The sequence below is a fragment of the Archangium sp. genome (genome assembly GCF_057119385.1).
In genome coordinates, this window is record NZ_DBNGVP010000033.1 from 68,259 (window position 1) to 88,067 (window position 19,809).

Here is a 19,809-nt window from a genome sequence, read left to right on the forward strand (position 1 = left end):
ACGCCTCGCGCCCTGGTTCGGATGGGTGCATCACCGCGCCCCCCTGCCCGTCAAGCGGGCGGCTGGCGGTTGTCCCCCTCCTGCGTCCAGCCCTGACGCACTCCGTCACGCGGACGGCTTGCAGCCCCCACCCGGCTTGCCGCACGTGCAGTCCAGGCACCCGTGCGACGCACAGGTGCCACAGCTGCGCTCCAGCTGCTTCTTGAGGGCCTGCCGCGCCCGGTGCAGCCGCACCCCGGCGTTGTTCGCGGTGATGCCCGCCTCCCGGGCCACCTCGGGCACGCCCCGCCCCTCCAGGTCCACCTGCCGCACCATCTCCGCGTACTCGGGCTTGAGCGCGGGCAGCAGGTCGTGGATGCACGCGCAGACCGTCTGCGTCAGCTCGGGGTCCGGCCCCAGCTCGGAGGCCTCGCGGGCCTCGCGCTCCAGGGCCCGGCCCTCGGCGCCCTGCCGGCGGTAGTGGTCCACGAGCGCGTTGCGCAACAGCCGGTAGAACCAGGCGACCGCGCCCTCTCCGTCCTCCAGCTCGCCCCCCTTCTCCAGGGTGCGCACATAGGCGGACTGGAGGATCTCCTCGGCCTGGGCCCGGCTCCCCACCCGCCGCTCGAGGAAACCCAGGAAGCGCCGATGGTTCCCCACCAGCGACTCCACCACCGCTGGAGTCAGCTCCCCCTCACCGTTGCCTTCCCGCATGCCGTACCTCGGAGTCACGGGGTGCGCACCTCGCGCGCCCCTCCCCGTCTATTACCCAAGACCCTCCCCCGAAGGCAGCCCGCAACTTCCATTCATCTCCCGGGTTTGGGAGATTCGAACCGATTTTCCAGGGGAATAACGCCATGAACCGTCCCACCCGAGCCCTCGTCGCCGCCCTCCTGCTGTCCGGTACCACCGCCAGCGCCCAGGCCGTGCGCAACCACGCCGAGCGCGTCCAGGACCGCCAGGACAAGCGCCAGGACCGCCAGGAGACCCGCGATGACCGCAAGGACGTGGTGGAGCTCGAGGCCGTGCTGGCCCGCTTCGATGCGGCCCGCGCCCACCAGGATGCCGCAGGGCTCGCCGAGGTGGACTCGCGCCTGAACACCCTGCTGCGCCAGGAGCTCGCCGAGGGTCGGACCGAGCTCGCCGCCGACAAGGCCGAGGTCCGCCGAGACACCCGTGAAATCCGCTCGGATCGCCGCGAGGTGCGCCGGGACCAGGCCGCTGGCCGTCCGGGAGCGCTCGCCGACGACCGGCACGACCTCCGCGACGACCGGCGCGACCGCCGCGATGACCGGCGCGACACCCAGGTGGAGGCCGCGTCCCAGTCCGTGCGCCGACGCATCGCCCAGGAGCTGAAGACGCTCGCCGGAGCCCAGGCGCCCGCGCAGCTGGACCGCAAGCGCGCGCTCATCGTGGAGCTGACGCAGCTCGCCCGCGGCGAGGTGGCCGGCGACAAGCGCGAGCTGCGCGAGGACCGGCGTGAGACGCGGGAAGACCGCCGCGAGACGCGCGAGGATCGCCGCCAGCGCTGATGCCCGCGGAGGGGCTCAACCGTCGGATACAGGCAGTTGAGCCCGTTGAGCGCGGCCACCCGGTACGCCTCATGGTGGGCTGATGGATACTGAAGCACCGGGGGCAACTCCCCCCCTACACGGGAGATTGAAAGTTGGGCAAGCCGAAGCACAAAACAGGCACGTTTGTCAGGCTTGCGCTCGCCGATGGCTCCTTTGGCTACGGGAGACTGCTCGAACCACCCCATATTGCCTTCTACAAACACAGAACCACGGACCCGGACTCTGATGTGGACAGGATTTCGTCGAAGCCCGTCCTCTTCAAGATCGCTGTCAACCTGATGGCCCTGAATGCGTGGGAGCCCATCGGATGGAGAGCGCTCGAGCAGCACCTGGCCCAGCCACTCGTCCAGTTCAGGCAGGACGTGGGAGACTTCCGCCGCTGCACCATCTTCGACACGGCGGGCAACGCGAGAGCCGCCGAGCTCCAGGAATGCGTGGGACTCGAGCGTGCCGCGGTCTGGGAACAGGAGTCCGTCGAGGAACGCCTGCTCGATGCCTTCCTGGGGCGGCCCAACGCCGCCGTGGAGCACCTGAAGGTACGCCTGAGCTAGGCTCAGCCTGGGTATCGAGCGCAGGGGCTCTCCGTCAGAACAGGCGGTTGAGCGACTCGCCCAGGTCCCTCTCCTCTGAGAGAGTACTCCTCGGCGATTTCCCGGAGAGAACAGCATGGGAGCATGGGGGCGCGGACCCTTCGAGTCGGATGCTGCGGCGGACTTCCTCGCGGAGCTGCGCGAGGAGGAATCCCCCGGAAGGCTCGTGCGCGCCGCGCTGAAGGCCGTCGCCAGAACTCCCGACACCGAGTACCTCGAGGTGGACGCGGGAGCCACTGCGTGGGCCGCTGCCGAGCTGGTGGCGGCTGCCCGGGGAGCGCCCGCGAAGGACGCGCCGGACGACGTGCTGGAGACCGCCGCGCGCCTCCGGGCCACCCCGGCGCTCTGCGAGGAGGCGGCGGGGGCGCTCTCCCGCCTCACGCGAAGCCGCTCGGAGCTGCTGGAGCTGTTCGAGGACGGCGGCCACCGGGAGAAGCTCGCGCAGCAGCTCGCGGAGCTGAAGCAGCGCCTGGCTGCTCCGAAGGACTCTGCCGCCCGGCCCGCACGCGCGACGAAAGGGGACGTGCTCGCCCTTCCCGTCGGCCAGGGGCGCTTCGCCTTCGCGCAGGTGATCGGGCCCGGCGAGCTCGCGCTCTTCGCCGGTGCGGGCGCTGAGGGGGAGGCGGCGCGCATTGTCGGGGGTGAAGGGCCCGCGCGGCGCATCCCGTGCAGCCTCTCGCACGTGACGCGGCAGTGGCCGGTCACCACGAAGCTTCCGCTGCGGAAGGACCTGGCGCGGCCCATCCGCTACGCCTTCGAGTCGGTCCCCTTCTCGCTCTACTCGCTGACGAGCGCGTCGGCCGGGAACTTCGAGCACGTGGACTACGCGGAGGCGCGCCGCCACCCCGAGTACACCCGCCGCTCGCCCGAGCAACTGCTTGCGTTGGCGCGAGAGGCCGCGGAGGGGCGCCTGCCTGCCCCCGGCACGGTGCGGTCCCCGGAGGAGTGGGAGCGTGCCTTCCGCGCCGCGCACCGGCACGCCTGGCCGGCCCGGCGGGCCCGCGCGACCCCCGCGCCCTTCGGGGACCCGGTGAGCTTTGGCGAGGACCTGCTGCCGTGGATGGTGGAGTTCGGCGTGGTGAACGCCATCCGTGTCCACCACGACCTGGCGCACGGGCGTCAGGGCTACGGGCGGCCGGATGCTGGAGGGGACCAGCGCACGTACGACTTCGCCGCGTGTGTGGCGGTCTGGAGCGGAGCGCTCCCGCGGACCGCCGTGCCCCGCGGGCTCGGGGACCGACTGCCGGACGCACCCGCCAAACACCTGGGCCAGGCCGTGGAGGCAGCCCTACGGCTCCTCCCACTCCTCGTCAACGAGTCCAGCGAGCTGCGAATGGTCTGGGAAGAGGCGGAGGACGGAGGGAAGGCCTTCCGCCAGCATGTGCAGTCCCTGCGCGAAGGGCTGGAGGGGGCACCCGTCAGAACAGGCGGTTGAGCCCATTGAGCGCGGCCACCCGGTACGCCTCGGCTCGAGCCCGTTGATCGTAACGCCATCCGTGTCCACAACGACCTCGCGTACGGGAGGCAGGGCCACGGGCGGCCGGATGCTGTCACACTTCGATGAAGCTGGCACCGGTGACGCCTTCTTCCTCCATGGCCAGTTTGACGCGCTCGGAGACGATCAGCACCACCGTCCAGCCCCAAGGACGGAAGATATCAGCGCCGCCAACCTTCGTCGGGTCTATCCTCAGACCGGCGACGTTCCGGTATTCGCCCACCCTTTCTGGCTCTCCATGCCTGGGCTCCCAAAATGAAACCTCCTCGCATCGAGCCTCATCAATACACCTGATGATGTGGAGTGTGTTGAGGATGAAATACCGCTCAGACTGGTTCTCCACTCGCGCCGGGATGAACTGCACGTTGTTCTGGATGCCTAGCTGCTCGCACAGGGAAACAAAGCGATGGCTTACAACGGCAGTGGCCTCTGTTTCCGTATAATCGAGTGCTTGCCCGGGGCAACGCACAGAGAAGAAGGGCATCCAGTCCAAGCTCAAAGCCTTTCCCTCTTGTAGCCGCCCGGGAACAACCCTTCTTCCCTCAGCGTCCCATGGGCCTTGGACATACCAGCGCCCCGGAATGTGCACATCGCCCGTTAGACGGAAATATCTATCCTGAGTGCTCATGGCTTCTTTGTAACGAGCTTGTTGAGTCTCGAGCCAGACCTGCAGATGTCGCCCGCGATTTCATCAAGCGCATGGGTCAGCTTGCGCCTGCATTCGTCTGGCCCCGCGCACAGCTTGGTTGCGTTATTCAGACGATCATAAACCTCTTGATGGTACTGCTCGGGATGAGGCCCCTTATGGCCAATCACAAAGAGCTTGTTCGCTGGATCATCGAGGCTCATGCCGGCTCGCTCGAAGAGAGGCTCGAACTGTGGTGTCCAGGGGCCACCCCTGACTTCGGCCTTGCCATTCTTGTCGGTGGCGATGTGGTGTTCTGGAGCATCACCCTTGCTGTTGTCTTCCCGGCAGCCTCCCGTTGTCCGGGCCGCCTGGATGGCTGCCTTGGCCGCGGACGCCTCTGTGCCCAGCAGAGCCCCCATCAGCAGGACCGTGCCGTTCGCCACCGAGGTCTCCGCAGCCGCTGCCTCTCCGATCACGACCGTCACCTGCGCACCGGTCCCCTGCACGACCGGTGCCCCCTGCAGTGTGACAGTTCTCGTCAGTGCGTACCGAGGCATGCCGAGCCTTGTCCACAGACCACCTCCCCCCGGCGCCTTCGGCACCTGTGGCAGCTTCCCCGCCAGCCGCCCCAGGGCGATCGTCACAAGGACTCTCAGCGCCGTGCCGCCTATCTTCGGGCCAAAGTTCCGGGCGGCTTTGTCCAGCTGCTCGAAGTTCTGCGCCGCCTCGGCCTCCTGGTACAGCTGCTTGACCACCATCGCTACGTTCATGATTTCCGTAGCGCCATAGGTGACCAGGAGCCATAGCGAGACAGCCGCCACAAACCCCTTACTCAGAACGGGCTCAGGTGCCGCGAGCGCCGCGAGATACAAAGTCATTGAGGCGGCCATGGATACGATGAAGGCGGGCGAGCTGAACAGCTCCATGGCCGCCTCGCGTGCGCCCTCTCCCATATATTGAGGGGAGAGCCTCAGCGCCTGGAAGAAGCGGCTGTTTTCCAGGTTGCCTGGCAATGCGAGGGCAGACGGCCCCTTCCCGTAAAGCTCTTCATAGTCCTTGCGAATCTTCTCCTGCCACTCTGAAGGGGCCGTGCTGACATATTGCGTCCCCACACTCGCAAGCCTCGTCCCGCCGGGGTACCGTGGCGGAGGGAGTGGCTCCTGCTTGCCGTATACCTCTTCGAAGGCCGCACGGATGGCTTGCCCATCCTCCCGAGTCAGCCCCCCCTGGTCGTGGTCGGGCGGGAGTCGCTTGAAGACGAGTTGGACCCCTTTACGCCCCCAGCCGCCGTCGTACTCGCGCACTTCGACAGGCTCGAGCTCTCTGCCGAGAGGGGCGGCTCGAGCTAACATCGGTATCAGCATCAGACACAGGGCGTGGGTGACAAGCTGACGCATGACCGGCTCCTCCTGCCCCTCGAGCACTCCAGGAGCGTCAGCCGGTGATTGTTCACCCCCCATGAGGTGGGGAGGCAAGCCCCATTCTCCAGAACAGGACGTTCGACCTCGACATCTTCGCCTGCGTGATGTGTGGAGGCAAGCGGCGACTCTTGATGGCGGCCAGGGCCTTGCTACATCCAGTGGAAGCGGCGGGAATCGAAGCCGCTAAGGGCGGCTCCGACCTCCCTCGGACCCAGAGGCACACCCGCCGTTTCCCTCTGAAAATGGGGCGCCCATCTGTCCGGGCGAGTCCAGGCGCGTCCGTTCGGTTTGGTCCTTTTTTGGTCCCCTTGGGCCCCTCACCGGGTGGGAGCGGCGAGCCCTCCAGCCCTGGATCTATCTTCTAGCGCTGATGCGCTAGTCTACTACCGCCGGGCCCTGGCGGCGTCCAATGGCCCGAGGTGCCCACCGTGCTGTCCTGGTGCCCCCCCCACCCCGCCCCGAGTTTCTCCCACCATGGCCGCTGGGCCGCCCTGGTGTTGACGAACAGTCCATTGAGACCGGCCCCGCTTGAAATGGCAGGGCTCAAGGTTCCGCCTTTTGGCTCACTGGGAATGTAACGTTCCCGAGGGTGACGGTGGGTGACAGTACGCGACCCTTGCGCCTCCCATAGCTTGAGGGTGCAGGGGCGCCAAGTGCCCCGGCGCCCTCTCGGCGCCTACCACGACAAAGCTACGGGCGCCGGGGGGGATAACTGTCTCCTGCCACGCGGAAAGCTCCGTCTCCATCGTGGGCCGTGCCACGGTGAGCACTGCTGCGGCCCTGGCGCATGCTCCACAGGCCGAACTGGTCGAGCCGAGCGCCGGGAATCCGACGCGCGAGGGCACCACGGTGGGCGCCGCTGCCATCCGCCAGCAGGCGCGCGAAAAGGCTCTGTTACTCCGAGGCTGGTGGTCCCACCTTGCGGTACGGCTGTCTATTGTTAGTGAGCTTTTCAAGAATCTCCGCGATGAGTCCATGGTCGCGGTTGTAGTCCTCAATGTACTTCAGAAACCGTTCCCCGAAGGTGGTCACAGATATGCGCTTCCGGATATTGGCCCACTCTTCGGCGGTGTACAGACTCTGATATCTCTTGTTGTGGGGGTTCAGAGTGAACAAGGTGCCATCCGCCAGCCGCTGCACACGCTGCAAGGCGTCTTTGAGGTACGGGGTGAGGCTCGTCATGGGGACTCCAGGCCAGGGCCGGGTCAGGAGCACCCATTCTTTCCGTAGCTCGCGAGAGCGTCGAGGATAATTCGAAGTGGCACCGCGCCGCACATCCCTGGTGGCATCCACCGAGCCCGAGATGCCTGCCGTGGCTGCCCGGCTGCCCTGGTGGGCCTCCACCGACTGAGCACCGTTGATCCGAGTACCAGCCTCGTCTGCCGCCCTGGTGCCTCTTACCGGGCCCGAGCTTTGGCTGCCGCGCCCGCTGCCCCATCCACCGCACACCCGCGCCCGAAGACGCTTGGAGCTTGTCGGAGCACCGCCGAAGACGACTCCTACATACCACATATAGTGGTGCGCATAACTCGCACCGCCCAATATGCGGTAGGTCACGAAGACACTTAGACAGGCTCCCAGGGGCGGAGCGCGCGGTGTTCTGGGCACTTCTTGACACTGGCTCGGCAGTGGTTATTCAGCACCTCAGCGTGATCCGCAGAGGAGAATGAGTGACTTGGTCCGAGTACGTTGATCAGTGTGTCAAAGACCTTGCGATGGCCCGCAGCACCGACGATTTCAGAAACATCGTCAGCGGCATCGAGCGCAACCTGAACGCCTGGGGCACCAACCGCGATAATCGTCAGTGGTTCTGGGGCGAGGTGCAGGTGCGCTATGAAAAGGCACCCAAACTCGTACTCAAGGACACTACTGCCGCTGCGAGGTTGTACGATCTCCACAGAGTAGCTTCGCAAATGCTGGCGACCGCACAGCAGCAGTCGCTTGCTGCCGCCTCGCCAGGGAAGTGAGGAGCACGAGACATGATTTCAAACGCCTACGTTGATCAGTGCGTCTACGATCTCTCGATGTGCGTTGCCACTGATCAATTTCAAGCCGTTATCGGCCGCATTCAACGTGAACTGACGGCCAGCAACACAGACGATGCGACCCGTCAGTGGTTCTGGAGTGAGGTGCAAAAGCGGTACGCGAAGGCACCCAAGATTCGGCTTGACGATACTACAGCCGCAAGACGGCTGTTCGACCTCCATGCCGTGGCCTCCCAGATGCTGGCTGCTGCTGCGCAAAGGAAGTAGAGGGAGTAATGACGACCGAGGAAATTGGACTTTATATTCAAGCTGTGTCTGCTTTCTCCGCAGTTGGAGCCCTTGTCTTTACTGGGCTTCAATTGAAGGGCGTTGCGGATTCGGCTCGTACCGGCGCTGAGGCAAGCCGGATATCGAGCCTGATGGCCGTCCTCCAGCTTGAGGAAGGCATTCGGTCTGCTAGGCGACGCTGGGCTGAAGCGGCCGGACAAGCCATGAAGATTGCCAACGCGGTGAAATCTGCGAATCCACCGAGTGATGACGAGATCAACGGCGCCAAGGCATTGCTCGCAGAGTCCGCTGAGGAGTATCTGAATACGATGGACCGTCTCTGCGCGTGCATCGTGCGCGGTCTCGTCAACGAGGATGTTTACCGGCGCGACTTTCGTAACTGGATTGATGAAACCGTCAGGGAGTTCCCCGACGACTTCCGGGCCGGAACGAGGTACTTCCACGTTTTGCGCTGCCACAACCAGTGGAAAGACGAAAAGTCCGCGAAGGACCCCACTGTCATGGCCCTGCTCAACAGTTCTAACCCCTGAATGAGCGCTCACTATTCTCGAACGGTTGTTCGCTGCAAGGCCCGAGAAATCGACTCGGGCGCGGATCGCGCGTGCAGGCCCCACCGCCCTGAGCACCGTTGACCCGAGTACCGGCCCGAGGTGCCCACTGTGGCTGCCGGGCTGCCCTGGCGGACTCCACCGGGCCCGAGTTTCGACTGCCAAGCCCTTTCGGGATCACCCACCGCGTTTGCCCCGCTTGCTCCCCCTCCGTTTGTCAGGCGCGGCGCGTTCCGTGCGCGGTCGGCTGCGCTTGCTCGGCGCTGCCGGGCCGGTCGCTTCGGGAGACCCCACATTATCGTCGGCAGGGTCTAGGGCCCATGTACCCTCTTCCCAGCGTTTCAACGCCTGGGATGCTTCAAAAGGGATCAGTCCTTGGCCCTTCGCTGCTTCCTCCAAAACCGCTTTGGCTTCCGCCGTGCGATGGCGCAACAGCAGCGCCGCCGCTGACACACGCACGTCCATGCGTGGATGCGTGAAGAACACCGCGAGCGCATCCCGTCCGGTGTCGCCATGAGCCCGCAGTTTGTCAAACACGGCTAAGCACTGATCAGCGTGCTTGTTCGCCGTCTTGGAATCGCCCCGCCAAGCAGCCTCGGTTTCTGCCTGTACATGCCGCGCAAACTCCGCCACAAGACCTTGCAAATCAATCATGGCCAAATGCCGTTCCTGACGTTCTGAATGGCCAGCAGGCCAAATTCCCGTTGCGCCTCGTAGGACTGAGTGCTGAGCCACTCCCGCACCGTCAGAATCCTTGAGCCCGTAATCCTACGCGCCTTTCTAGAAAAGAGGGCGCTAACCCGCGTGTGAAGCGCCTTGTCTAACGCAATGACATTCTCGGTATTATGCAGGGCCTCGCCCCCGAACCGCTTCGCGTTGCCTTTGGTCTGCTCCACGATGTGATGCCATTCCTTTCCGGGGCCCGCTGAACCCATGGCCGACTTAAAACCACCGAACGACCCCCACGCCCTATGTCCGTTCGGAAGGAGCTTACCCCGAGTCGGGGCCGGGCTCCCAGCGGCAACTCCCCGGGCGGCCATGGCCACAGCATGAGGCGCCAATACCACGCGGATCGTCCCCTCGGGCACAGAGATAATAAGGCGCTCGGCTCCGGTTACCGTCTCCAGCAAGCCCAAGCCGGTGTTAGCCGCGACTCTCTCCGACGCTTGCGCGAATCCGGGGAGCTTCGGGGCACTGGAAGCGAGGGCCGCCGTCTCACCAATGGCCGCCGTCCCGACGATGACGAGAATCCGCACACTGTTGGGACCGATGACACGTCCGAAACGCTCGCCAATCTCGCGGAGCTCCGCGAAGGTAGAGGCCCGGGGTGCATCCTCGTAAAGCTGCGCATAGGCACGCAGCAGGTCGAAGAATTCATAACCAAGATAGCCCCACAGGGCGGCGCTAAACACCAGGGCCGCGCCCTTCGTTATCGGCTCGGGCACGGGCGCCAGCAGCAGCGCCATATACGCCGTGATGCCAATGCTGACCATGGCGAGCATTCGCGTAGGGTCGAGCATGGCCCGCACTTCCGCGTTTACGCCTTCCAGGGCAGGACCCACCGCCAGGGCGAGCGCAAGGCTTCGCTTGTCGTCATCCTGAAGGCGGGGCCCGTCTTCAAACAGCGTCAGGCAATCCCCTGGCGTGCCGCACCGCTCGCAAAAATGCCCATAGGAGCGGGCCAGGTCTGATTGCCACGCTTCGCCACTCAAGGGCGCGGAAGCCAACGCCAGCCTACGGCCGACATACAACGGGGGACGGGACGCGGCCACCCGAAGCGGCATGTTGAGCCAAAGCGTTGTCATGGTCTCCGAAAACTCGGCGTCACTCACCTGCACAGGCGCAAAGTCCGTGGGCAGCTTGGCAAAGAAAGCCTCTCCCTCCTGGCTCCCGTCTTCGGCTTCCGCTTCCAGCCCCGATGATTCGGACGAGTCGTGCGGCACGGGTTGACGGTAACGGGAAGCCGTCAACCCACCACCCATGGGGGCCCCCGTGGCGCACGCTGTAACCAGCATCAGCGCCGCCAGGGCCAGCGCACCCGCGCGCTGGGGCCGCCGTGTGTCCACGGGGCGAGTATCGACAGAATGCCTAGACATTGCCGCACCTCTCCGGGCGAGCCGCCCGAGCTGGAAGCCCAAACCCGTCCATTACAGAAAGCGGCTGATAGCTAGGTCAAGCCGCCGGGTCTGGTGAGGTGCTGAAAGCCCATCGGGTAGGTTGGTTTTCCCTCCCGCCGGATGGGGTGGCGGCACTACTCGCGCGCCGCGCCTTGCTTCCCAGCTTACTCCTCAGCCGGGAAGGTGACGTTCCCGAGGTTGACGGTGCGCGGCCCTTGCGCCTCCCACAGCTTGAGGGTGCAGGGGCAGGCGAGTTGCCCCGGCTCCCGCTCCGCGCCCATCACGACAAAGCCACGAGCGCCGGGAGCAATGGCCGACACTTGCCACGCGGAAAGCTCCACCTCCTCCGCGCCCGTCGCGTCCTTCAACACCGCCCCCGCCGCCGTCCAGGGTTCGGCGCCAGGGTTTAGGAGTTGAAGCCTTACCGCCATGCCTCCTGGGAGGGTTACGCCTTTGCGCTGGCTGTAACTCTTGGCCGCCTTTGTCTGTAGTGCGTTGGCCGGGTCGTGCTTCAAGTCCCTCCCAATGTCTCGCGATTCAACCTCCTCTTCACGCTCCAGCCACGCGGCGCCCATGAGCCCGCCGGGCTCCTTGCGCTCGGCCAGAAGCCGCGCCTTGTCCTCCTGGCATTGGCGCGCTTCGGCCTGTGCTTCGTCCTTCTCTTTCTGGAGCACGTCCGCCGGGCGGGGCTTGCGGAACACCTCCACGCGCCGCGCCCCCCTTGCCGCATGGCCCACGAGCCAGAAGGTTGCACCTGTCGGGGCCGCGCCATCCGCGAAGCGCACCGTTACCTTGACCCTCTCCCCTGGCAGAAAATCCCCCTTGGGAATGACGTGGAGAGTCAGACCCTCTTTGCCCGGGGTCCAATCCGCAAGGCGGCCCTCTGGCTGGACCTCCACGGCCCCAGCAGCAAGGCGGGAGTCAAACGCAAACGTTGTCGTCTCGTTCGGACTAACGCACACCTCGGAGACCTGTCCCGTGGAGTACGCCGCCACATCGATGCGGGAGGTAGCAGCACAGAGGGGAACGGGGGGCGGCGGCTCGGCGGCCTGTGCGGCGCCAGCGAGAAGGGCGAGCGCCAAAAGGGCGCCAGGGGACGGGGGCAGCACGGAAATCCAACCTCCAGAATGCAAGCGGGCCCGCGTCCGGCAACCGGCGGGCCCGTATTAACCGCAACGGCGCGGCAGCACTGACTAAAAAAACGTGTTCCCCGAGCGAGAGCCCTTCGGGAACACGTCAAAGCGAGTGAACATCTTCACGTTGCCGGGCCTGCTCTCGTGCGCTGGGCAGTCGCCCAGTCCGGCGGGGCAATCCGGTCCACCCGGCATGGCTGACGGGTCATTCAGGCCAATAACCAGACACACGGGGTAGGCGTCCCCGCCTGGAATCTGCACCCGGGTGAAGGTGCCATAAAAGCGGCTTTCCCCAAGCTGCAACGTCCCCGAAAGCAAGGAGCCCTCGGGCAGCTTGCCCACCTTGTCATCCAGCACCACCGTAACGGGACCCTCCCGCAGAGGAGCCCTCTCGGTGTTCTCCCCTTCGTACCCTTGCAGCACGACGCCTGCCCGCCCGCTGCGAATGCCTAACCTTTCGTGCGACGTCTTCCAATCGGCGGGGCACTCGACAGGCGCGGGCGTGGGGCGCACCTGGGGGGTCGTGCCTCCAGTGCATCCCTCAAGCAGCGCACAGGTAGCGCCCACAGCGGCGGCACTCTTCAAGGGGGGGAGCCTGCCCGCGCGTTGCGGCTGGGGCTTGGGCGTGTCGTCTGGCTTGTTCGTCGTGTCTGACTTGCGAAGCATGGCGGTAAGGGTAGGCGCGGGGGGTTGGGCCCTCACGGGCGCCGCGCCCGCGTTAGCTTCGGCTGGGTTGTGCGGCTGCGCCACTTCGCGGATGGGTGCGGCCCCTTCCGTCTCCCCACCGCTGGCAGACGCGCTAGGTGGGGGCGAGGCCTTCTGGGCCATGGAGGCAGGCGCGACACTCGGAGCGGGGGCGGGCTTTTGCAGCGGCCCCAGGGAGCCCACCGCGAGCGCCACCACCGCGAGCCCCGCCACGAGCGCAAGGGGAGGCCGCTTGAGCATGTCCACCATCAGGGCCCCCATGGGAAGGGGGCCCGAGGCTCCCAGCCAGCGACGCACGCCCCGTGCCCCTCCTGGCGCCGCCCCGTCCGCCACTGGGCCCGCAGCGGGCGCCTCCGGCTTGGCCCTGGGGGAGGGCAACTCGTCCGGGGACGGGGGCGGGGGCGCCTCCTGCTCCCGTGCCGGTGGCCCCTCCACAGGCCACCAGCCGCGCCGGGGTTTGTGCGCTGCTATCCACAGCTGTACTTCCTTCGCCCTTCCGTTCGGCTCTTCGTCCGCACTCGCATTGCCTGCCGTTGTCGCATCGTGGGGGGAGAGGGGATCTATCAACGGCAAATCCCAACTTGCATCACCCTCGGAGGCAGTCAGCACCGCATCCAGAGCGGCGCACAACTCCTCATCATCCTTGAAGCGTGCCTGCGGGTCCTTCTCCAACATGCGCATACACAAGCGGCTTGCCGACTCGGGCACGCGCGGATTGATGAGGTGGGGCGCCCTGGGTGTATTCAGGCGGATCCGATCATTCAGCCCACTTTCCAACCGGCCACCGAACGGCATTACATCCGTCAGCAGCCAATACAGAATTACTCCCATTGTCCACAACTCGTCAGACACGGTGTATGTATATATGTCCTCTGGTGTCTCGCCTCTCAGAAACTTGATGATCTCGGGGCTGCGATACTCGGGCGTCCCGGGGGGCACTCGCCCCGGCCCTGTTTCAGTCTGAATTCCCTTCATGGCTCCGTAGCCAAAATCAATCACGACTGGCTCGCCGTCGTCGGCTCGGATGATGATGTTTAATTCCTTCAAGTCCCGGTGCAGCACGTCGAGCCGATGCACCGCCCCCATGGCCTTCGCAATCTTCAGGAATTTGCCCAATGCCACCCGGGCCGAGGGGTTGTTTTTTTGGACATACTTGTCCATGGTCAACCCGGGGACGAAATCCATAACAATGTATGGATAGCCTATGTCCGGGTCTGGCCACCGTTCGCACCCGCGAAAGCCCACCACGTTTGGGATTTGAAGGTTGAGGGTTTGAAGGCGGACCATGATGGTGACTTCCCGCCGGTTCCAGCCGGTCCACTCCAATTCCGAAAGGAACTTGATGGCGAAGTAACGCCCGCCGCGCTCGGCCTTGTAGACATAGCCAGAGCCGCCCTCGCCTAGCTTGTGGCGGATTGTATAGTCGCCTACCCGGGCGCCGTCTTTTGGAAGATGAATGACCATGCCGCGAACCTCCGAAGGTCCGCAACTCTAGCAGAACCCAACGCGCGCGGTTGGGTCGTTCTCGCGCAGGCTCGCCCGGTTGGAAACTGGGGCCGGAGCGGAAGGCAGTCCCCTCCATGGCACGTCCGCGCCGAGCACGAACGCGAGCCGCCCACGCCCCGGCCCCAACGCCGGGAGCCCGCTCATTCCTCCGGCTCGGAGTCGGGCAACTGCACCGGCTCCAGCAGCTTGGCGAAGCGCGACAGGAGCTTCACCTTTTCGTCAGGCCACGCCTTCAAGGTGCGCACGAGTCGGCGCACCTCGGGAGTCAAATCCCCCTCGGGCGGTGGCTCGTCCATGTTCTTGGCCACCTCCTTCGAGGTAATGCCCAACAGCACGTCCGCCGAGATGCCGAGGGACACCGCGATTTTGCGCAGCGTTAGAACGGCGGGCATCATGTGGCCGCGCTCAATCCTCCCGTAAACGGCTGGCGCGATTCCGGCACCCCTCGCGATTTCGGCCTGAGTCACGTTCAACCTTTCGCGGACGGCACGGGCCGCCTCACCAAGGCTTTTCATCAGGTCTCCGTATTCAGAATCCAAGTCATCCATGTGTCAGCCCCTCTGGTTGCGCTGGTATGCCCTACCGGCGTTCATATGGCTTGAGGTAGGTACTGGCAACATGGCCTATGGCGCGGAGTTGTTCCGGAGTTAGCTTCTTGAGGTAGCGGAACAGGCGCCGCAATCCGGGCGGGTCCTCTGGCGTAGATATGGGCTCCTCCAGGACATCCACGGGCAAGGGCTCCGACGCTTCCGTAGATGACCGCGCCGATGCTTCCGACGTGGGGGGAGCGTCGAGCCCTAGCAATTTGTTGGCATCCGCTCGGAGGGCACGGCACAGGCGCCGGAAGGTGGGCAAGCTCGGGAGCACTCCCCCCCGCTCAATGCGGCCATACACCTCCGTTGCGATGTTGACCAACTCCGCCACGTCCGCCTGTGTCATGTTCGCACGCAACCGACATTCACGCGCAGCGGCTCCCAAGTATCTTGCCAGCTTGATTTGTGTGGGATGTCTATTGGACATGATGAGAGTCCTCAGCCGCCGTTCGCTTCGTCTTGCAAATCTTCAAGGTCGGGGAGCACGCCGTATTCCATCGGCTGGGCTGCCAGCTTCTTGCGCTCAGTGGCCATCCGCACAACGGTTTGAACCTCGGCCATGACTTGCTGGCGCCCGTAGGAAGGCCCGGCCACCTCGCGGAGGTAGCCGCGCAAGTCGTCGCGTAAGTCGGCGGCTGTCGGGTAACGCTGGCCAGGGTCCGCCGCGAGGGCTCGAATCAGGATCGCTCGGAGCGGCTCAGAAACAAACCCAGTCGCCCGCGATACCTCTTCCGTCCCAAACCGCAGCACGCGGTTAGCCAACACGTCCAAGCCTATCCAAGTGGGGCGCTCGGTACGAATGCCCGGAGGGAAGCGCGTAGCTGGGCGCTCGGGGAGGAGCCCGAGCGGGTCTAGCGGATACTTCGCCGTCAGCATCTCCAACAAGACCAGCCCCAAGGAGAAGACATCCGCGCGCCCGTCGAGTTCTTTCGGAGCGAGCGGGTCTGACTTCCTCTGATTGGCCGCGAATATGGCGCGCAGGAGTTCCGGGGCGATGTAGGCTGGATCTCCTCTCAGCAAATCGCGCGGTGTGGGCATACGCCCGGCCAACTCGGAATAAGCCGCCCCGAAATTGGTCAGTTTGACTCGGCCATCCAAGGTGAGGCGGATACGCATGGGACCCACGGCACGGTGGACGATATGCAAGGGAGTCCCCATGTCATCCTCGCACTCGTGCGCATAGGCCAAGGCGTCGGCCACCTCGGCGGCAACGTGGACAGCAAAGGGAGTGGGCAGGCGGTACTCCACCGCCGCCGCCAAGTCCAGAAGAGTGAAAAGGAAAGAGCCTTTCGCGTGCTCCATGACGACAAAGGGGGTGCCGTCGTGGACGACGAAATCAAAAACCCGCGCGATTCTGGGATGATGCAGAAACCCCGCGAGCCGAACCTCTTCCGTGGCGCGCGCCCGCGCTTCGCGCCCGGAAATGGCACCAACCTTTTTGAGTATGATGCTACGGCGCTCCTTCTTCTTGAGGTGCCGACGTGATGCGACCAACAGCGTGTCAAAGTCGGGGTGGAGCAAGAGGGGTGCTTCTACGTCATAGCGATAATCCCCTGACTCGAAAGAGAAACGATAATCCCTGTAACGATCCGCCCCCTGGCGAGTCGCTCGCCGGGGGCTATTTCCTGGTGAGGGCATGGTGTGACTCCGGTATGTGGAAGGCTTTGCAGCTAGAGCTACAGAGAGCGTTTGAAGGGGGGAAGGAAGACGACGCGCAGCCAGCCGCCATTGCCATCCGGCGCGTAGAAGCCGCCTACCTCGAACTCACCCGCCCGTAGCGCGCCGCCTTTCACCTCTACCGGGCCGATGCACTGGGCGGGAGTGCCAGTGAGGGCTGAGGAGAGGAAGCCATCGGAGCCCATCACGCTTAACTCGCGGTAACGCAGCAGGCGTGAATCCAGCTCAGAGCGTTTCACGGAGGCGGCGCCTTCGGTGACCTCCCGCAGCAGCATGTCCGCGACGAGTCGCGGGCCATAGGTGCGGGAGGTGGGCGGATATAGGCCGAAGGCGACGCGCAGCCGCGTTGCTTCCTCCGGCGACACCTCCCGGCCCGGGGGCAGCATGTCCGGCGGTAGTCCGGCCTCCAGCAGCAGCGCGCCGAAGTCGTCCAAGTCCGCGAGCACATCCCGCATGGCGCGGAACACCTCGGGACGTGGGCCGCTGGCGCATGCGGCGGGACACAGCAACAGCACAGCCAGCAATGCAGGCGTGAGGGGAAAGGGCCAGGGGCGAGCACGGGCAACACGAGCCCCTATCCGGCGCGCATGGGGAGCGTTCGGCATGGACACCTCGCGAGTTGTGACAACGGGTGGTCGAATAGACCAGCCGTGAACCTTAGTGAGTAGACCGCTAGGTAACATGCGGGACCAACCAAGGGAAGGACCAGCCGACTGCGGGGGTCAACAGGGCCGCCCCGACGTGAGCGGGCGGGAGAGGTGCCGCCCCGTGCGAGCCCTCCCAGGTCCCGAGCTTCGGCTGCCGTCCTCTGGCGCCCTGCCCCCCGAGTGGCGCACCGTGCCCTGATGGGCTTCACCGCGCCGTTGATGCCCCCTCCACGGGCCCAAGGCTCGGCTGCTGCCCCGGTGCATCCACCGCGCCGCCCGACGCTGCGCCCAGCCGCCTGGGGCTCAGACCTAGCGCCCCTGGTTGCGCAGCAATCCGGCCTCTGGAGTTCGCCGGAATTGGCGCGGCTTCGAAGTTCTCGAGCACGGCGCCAGGGCACGACGCCGGGGCTCGGCGGAGGGCGCCAGCAGCGCGGCAGCCGAAGCACGGGCCGGTTGGAGCGCCAACAGTGCGGCAGCGCCACCAGGGCGCGGCGCGAGCCTCGGGCCGGTGGGAGCGCATCAGCGGCGCGGTGGCGGGCACCTACGGCGCGGCAGCCGAAGCTCGGGCCCGTGGAGCCCTCCAGGGCGCGGTGGAAGACCACCGGAGCACGGCAGCCGAGCCTCGGGCGCGTGGAGCGCATCAGCAGCGCGGTAGCGGCACCAGGGCGCAGTGGAGGCCACAGGGCACCAGGGCACGGCAGCCGAGCCTCGGGCGTGGTGGAGAGCACCGGAGTGCGGCACAAACCTCGGGCCGCCTGCTTGGACGCTTCACAACAGCGGCGTTGTGGTGGCGCGGTGGTGGCCCCGGTGGTGGCCCCGGTGGTGGCGCGGTGGTGGCCCCGGTGGTGGCCCCGGTGGTGGCCCCGGTGGTGGCGCGCCTCGCGTTACTTGGTTGCCTGACTATGCGCAGGCCAGTCATCGGCGGCCCACGACTAGCAGCCTGGACACATTCCACAGGGTTGTGTCACTTTGGTGCCTGTCGCTGTATCTGGTGGGTTGTTTGGTCGGGGTTGGTTGCTTGGATGGGTGGCGGGTATGGCGGAGATCGACGTTTGTACGGAGGGGGCTCCCTCCACGGCTGGCGGGCGGGCGGGCGCCTCTGATTGCTGCGGATGTGCCTCTGCGGGTGCGCAGGGTGGTCCAGAGACCAGGGCGCAACCAGCGGCCCGCCCTGCCTCAACTGGCGAGGCTGACCTACTGCGGGCGCTCTACGAGGAAGTGCGGGGCCTGCGCGAGTCCGTGCGCGAGATCACGAACAGGCTCAGCAACGCGGCTCCTGCTCAAGCGGTGCGAGCCGTCTCCATCGAAGCCGCGCAGGCCCTGCTCGGCTGCGGGCGCTCGCGCATCTTCGAGCTTTTGAAGAGTGGCGTCCTCCGTCGTGCCCCGAAGCTTGGGAAGGTGGCCATGATCGACCTGCCCAGCCTCGAAGCTCTCATTGACGGCATCGACCGCGAGCCAGCGCCCAAGCTCAAACGCGAACCAGCGCCCATGCTCAAGCGGCGCCCCGCCCAGAGCAACGCCGGGCGGGGGGAGCGGGATGAAATCCTCAAGCTGATTCGACGAGCCTGATTTGCGCTCGCCGCACCGGCAGCAGTGCCGGGTCGTCGGGGTGCTCCAGTTTGATCGGAATTTTGATCATCGGGGGCACCTTCACGTTGTCGTAAAAGCGTTTCGTTGTGTTTGCCGAGTGGTGGCCGACCACGGCGGCAATCGCGGCCAGTGGGAGCCCTCCCGCCTTGGGCCTTACTTCCTGCCCGCACTCCGAAGCCCAGGTAACGAAGCTGTGCCGGTACTCCCCGAAATTAATCGGCTCGATTCCGAGGGTTTCACAGGCGCGAGTCACAACCCGGCGGATATGACTATCAACCGGCGCAGCCCCTCTCGCCTGTAGCCGCTGCACAGCCGCCAGGGTTTGCCGGTCGATGCTCTGCCGGTGAACGTTCCCGCTCTTGTGGATGAACGTCACCGTTGCGGCGATCTCGCCTTGGTCCTCGAACACGGCAACCTTTCCCTCGCCCTTGGCTAGCCGCTCGATCTCCGTGCCGTGCATCCCTGTCTTGGCGTGGATACACAGCACGTCGCGCACACACTGCACGTCGGTCATGCGCCGCGTTTCCTCCTGCCCGAAGTTGGTGAACTCCCATCCGCTGATGGCTCGATAGAGCCGCTCGGTGGTCTCGATGCTGTAACCCTTCTCCCGCACGGCCTTCTCGGGACGGGTCACGGGCACCTTGAGGGACACGGTGGGGTCTTCGGCCAGGGAGAGGGCCCCTTGCTCCCTCAACCAAGAAGCAAACGACTTGAGCGCCGTAATGCGGTTCTTCCTGGCCGTCTTGTGACGGGCCAACTCCCGCAGCAGTTCCTGGAGGGTGACGGTGCGCAGATCCCTCCCCGAGAGAGCTTCGGCCCACGTCGCCAAGTAGTAGCCGACGTTGCCCACGTACCGCTCGGTGGTTTTTGCCTGCCTCATGGAGTCGAGGAAGCGGCCCACGGTCTCGGCGTTGAGGTGAACGGCGGATTCCTGCTGCTGCTGTCGCGCCTCCCGCTTGGTGCTGTAGCCCTCGGGGTCGCGCATGAAGAGGGCCAGCTCGGCTTCCGCTTCCGTCTCGCTGCGGGCGTCCAGGTGGACGGTATAGGCCCGTCCCTGAACCATCTTCCGCAGCACGAACACCGGACGGCCATCCTTCCCGTTGAACGTCCGCCCCCCCTTCCACTTCCCCGCCCATACCCTGTTGTTGCCCATGTCGTGCGCTCCGGTTTGGTCCGAATTTGGACCCCAGGGAGCACGATTTGGTCCCCAATCGGCATAGGGGGGTAGAGAGGGTAACTCCCTACTCCCCCTGCCACACCACCGGACAGGCGGATCCGCATCCGGCGGTTCGGTTGGTTGAGGTTATCTCTCCCGACGTCCGTTTTCGTTCGC

19 protein-coding genes and 1 pseudogene are annotated in these 19,809 nt (G+C 65.5%); 7 read left to right on the forward strand and 13 right to left on the reverse strand.

The features are described from left to right. Positions 1-105: 105 nt before the first annotated feature. Positions 106-693 (reverse strand): RNA polymerase sigma factor, encoded by a 588-nt coding sequence (locus AC16DP_RS08710; RefSeq protein WP_329734285.1) that lies wholly within the window; start codon positions 691-693, stop codon positions 106-108. Between the two features lie 143 nt (positions 694-836). On the opposite strand from AC16DP_RS08710, the gene AC16DP_RS08715 reads away from it, so the two are divergent. From AC16DP_RS08715 to AC16DP_RS08725, 3 genes are all read left to right on the forward strand, one after another. After that, complete coding sequence (locus AC16DP_RS08715) at positions 837-1,511, forward strand: hypothetical protein (RefSeq protein WP_329734268.1); 675 nt, start codon at positions 837-839, stop codon at positions 1,509-1,511. A gap of 134 nt (positions 1,512-1,645) precedes the next feature. Continuing rightward, positions 1,646-2,104: an Imm26 family immunity protein gene (locus AC16DP_RS08720; protein ID WP_329734269.1), complete on the forward strand. Its 459-nt coding sequence runs from the start codon at positions 1,646-1,648 to the stop codon at positions 2,102-2,104. A 115-nt stretch (positions 2,105-2,219) separates the two neighbouring features. After that, complete coding sequence (locus AC16DP_RS08725; protein WP_329734270.1) at positions 2,220-3,578, forward strand: DUF4259 domain-containing protein; 1,359 nt, start codon at positions 2,220-2,222, stop codon at positions 3,576-3,578. A 115-nt stretch (positions 3,579-3,693) separates the two neighbouring features. Here the strand turns inward: AC16DP_RS08725 and AC16DP_RS08730 are convergent, their stop codons facing one another. The 3 genes from AC16DP_RS08730 to AC16DP_RS08740 form a co-directional block, all read right to left on the reverse strand. Next, complete coding sequence (locus AC16DP_RS08730; RefSeq protein ID WP_329734286.1) at positions 3,694-4,122, reverse strand: imm11 family protein; 429 nt, start codon at positions 4,120-4,122, stop codon at positions 3,694-3,696. A 140-nt stretch (positions 4,123-4,262) separates the two neighbouring features. After that, positions 4,263-5,663 (reverse strand): AHH domain-containing protein, encoded by a 1,401-nt coding sequence (locus AC16DP_RS08735; protein WP_329734271.1) that lies wholly within the window; start codon positions 5,661-5,663, stop codon positions 4,263-4,265. A gap of 918 nt (positions 5,664-6,581) precedes the next feature. Then, positions 6,582-6,869, reverse strand: coding sequence for a hypothetical protein (locus AC16DP_RS08740; protein WP_329734272.1), 288 nt, complete (start codon positions 6,867-6,869; stop codon positions 6,582-6,584). A 488-nt stretch (positions 6,870-7,357) separates the two neighbouring features. Between AC16DP_RS08740 and AC16DP_RS08745 the strand changes: the two genes are divergently transcribed. The 3 genes from AC16DP_RS08745 to AC16DP_RS08755 are packed head-to-tail and all read left to right on the forward strand — an operon-like array spanning position 7,358 to position 8,490. Next, positions 7,358-7,654: a hypothetical protein gene (locus AC16DP_RS08745; protein ID WP_329734273.1), complete on the forward strand. Its 297-nt coding sequence runs from the start codon at positions 7,358-7,360 to the stop codon at positions 7,652-7,654. Positions 7,655-7,666: 12 nt separating this feature from the next. Beyond that, positions 7,667-7,939 carry a hypothetical protein gene (locus AC16DP_RS08750; protein WP_329734274.1) on the forward strand — a complete coding sequence of 91 codons (273 nt, stop codon included), beginning with the start codon at positions 7,667-7,669 and terminating at the stop codon, positions 7,937-7,939. An 8-nt stretch (positions 7,940-7,947) separates the two neighbouring features. Then, positions 7,948-8,490: a hypothetical protein gene (locus AC16DP_RS08755; protein ID WP_329734275.1), complete on the forward strand. Its 543-nt coding sequence runs from the start codon at positions 7,948-7,950 to the stop codon at positions 8,488-8,490. 324 nt (positions 8,491-8,814) lie between these two features. On the opposite strand, the pseudogene AC16DP_RS08760 reads toward AC16DP_RS08755, so the two are convergent. The 8 genes and pseudogenes from AC16DP_RS08760 to AC16DP_RS08795 all read right to left on the reverse strand — a co-directional run. Further along, positions 8,815-9,162, reverse strand: a pseudogene (locus AC16DP_RS08760) (DUF2019 domain-containing protein); the annotation flags it as partial. Further along, entirely contained in the window at positions 9,159-10,604 is a 1,446-nt protein-coding gene (sitA5, locus tag AC16DP_RS08765; protein WP_483956671.1) for a SitA5 family polymorphic toxin, read from the reverse strand. The gene sitA5 and the pseudogene AC16DP_RS08760, both read right to left, overlap by 4 nt. A gap of 185 nt (positions 10,605-10,789) precedes the next feature. After that, a complete protein-coding gene (locus AC16DP_RS08770) occupies positions 10,790-11,734 on the reverse strand; it encodes a DUF2381 family protein (protein ID WP_329734277.1) in 945 nt (314 codons plus the stop codon). An 84-nt stretch (positions 11,735-11,818) separates the two neighbouring features. Beyond that, positions 11,819-13,927: a serine/threonine protein kinase gene (locus AC16DP_RS08775; RefSeq protein WP_329734278.1), complete on the reverse strand. Its 2,109-nt coding sequence runs from the start codon at positions 13,925-13,927 to the stop codon at positions 11,819-11,821. 182 nt (positions 13,928-14,109) lie between these two features. Next, positions 14,110-14,517: a helix-turn-helix domain-containing protein gene (locus AC16DP_RS08780; protein WP_329734279.1), complete on the reverse strand. Its 408-nt coding sequence runs from the start codon at positions 14,515-14,517 to the stop codon at positions 14,110-14,112. 31 nt (positions 14,518-14,548) lie between these two features. After that, positions 14,549-14,989, reverse strand: coding sequence for a helix-turn-helix transcriptional regulator (locus tag AC16DP_RS08785; protein WP_329734280.1), 441 nt, complete (start codon positions 14,987-14,989; stop codon positions 14,549-14,551). Between the two features lie 11 nt (positions 14,990-15,000). Next, positions 15,001-16,083 carry a serine/threonine-protein kinase gene (locus AC16DP_RS08790; protein WP_329734281.1) on the reverse strand — a complete coding sequence of 361 codons (1,083 nt, stop codon included), beginning with the start codon at positions 16,081-16,083 and terminating at the stop codon, positions 15,001-15,003. 155 nt (positions 16,084-16,238) lie between these two features. Further along, positions 16,239-16,694, reverse strand: coding sequence for a hypothetical protein (locus AC16DP_RS08795; protein WP_329734282.1), 456 nt, complete (start codon positions 16,692-16,694; stop codon positions 16,239-16,241). A gap of 1,431 nt (positions 16,695-18,125) precedes the next feature. Between AC16DP_RS08795 and AC16DP_RS08800 the strand changes: the two genes are divergently transcribed. Next, positions 18,126-18,455 carry a hypothetical protein gene (locus AC16DP_RS08800; RefSeq protein ID WP_329734283.1) on the forward strand — a complete coding sequence of 110 codons (330 nt, stop codon included), beginning with the start codon at positions 18,126-18,128 and terminating at the stop codon, positions 18,453-18,455. Here the strand turns inward: AC16DP_RS08800 and AC16DP_RS08805 are convergent. Next, positions 18,433-19,629, reverse strand: a complete 1,197-nt coding sequence (locus AC16DP_RS08805) for a site-specific integrase (RefSeq protein ID WP_329734284.1) — start codon at positions 19,627-19,629, stop codon at positions 18,433-18,435. The genes AC16DP_RS08800 and AC16DP_RS08805 overlap by 23 nt on opposite strands. Positions 19,630-19,809 lie beyond the last annotated feature (180 nt).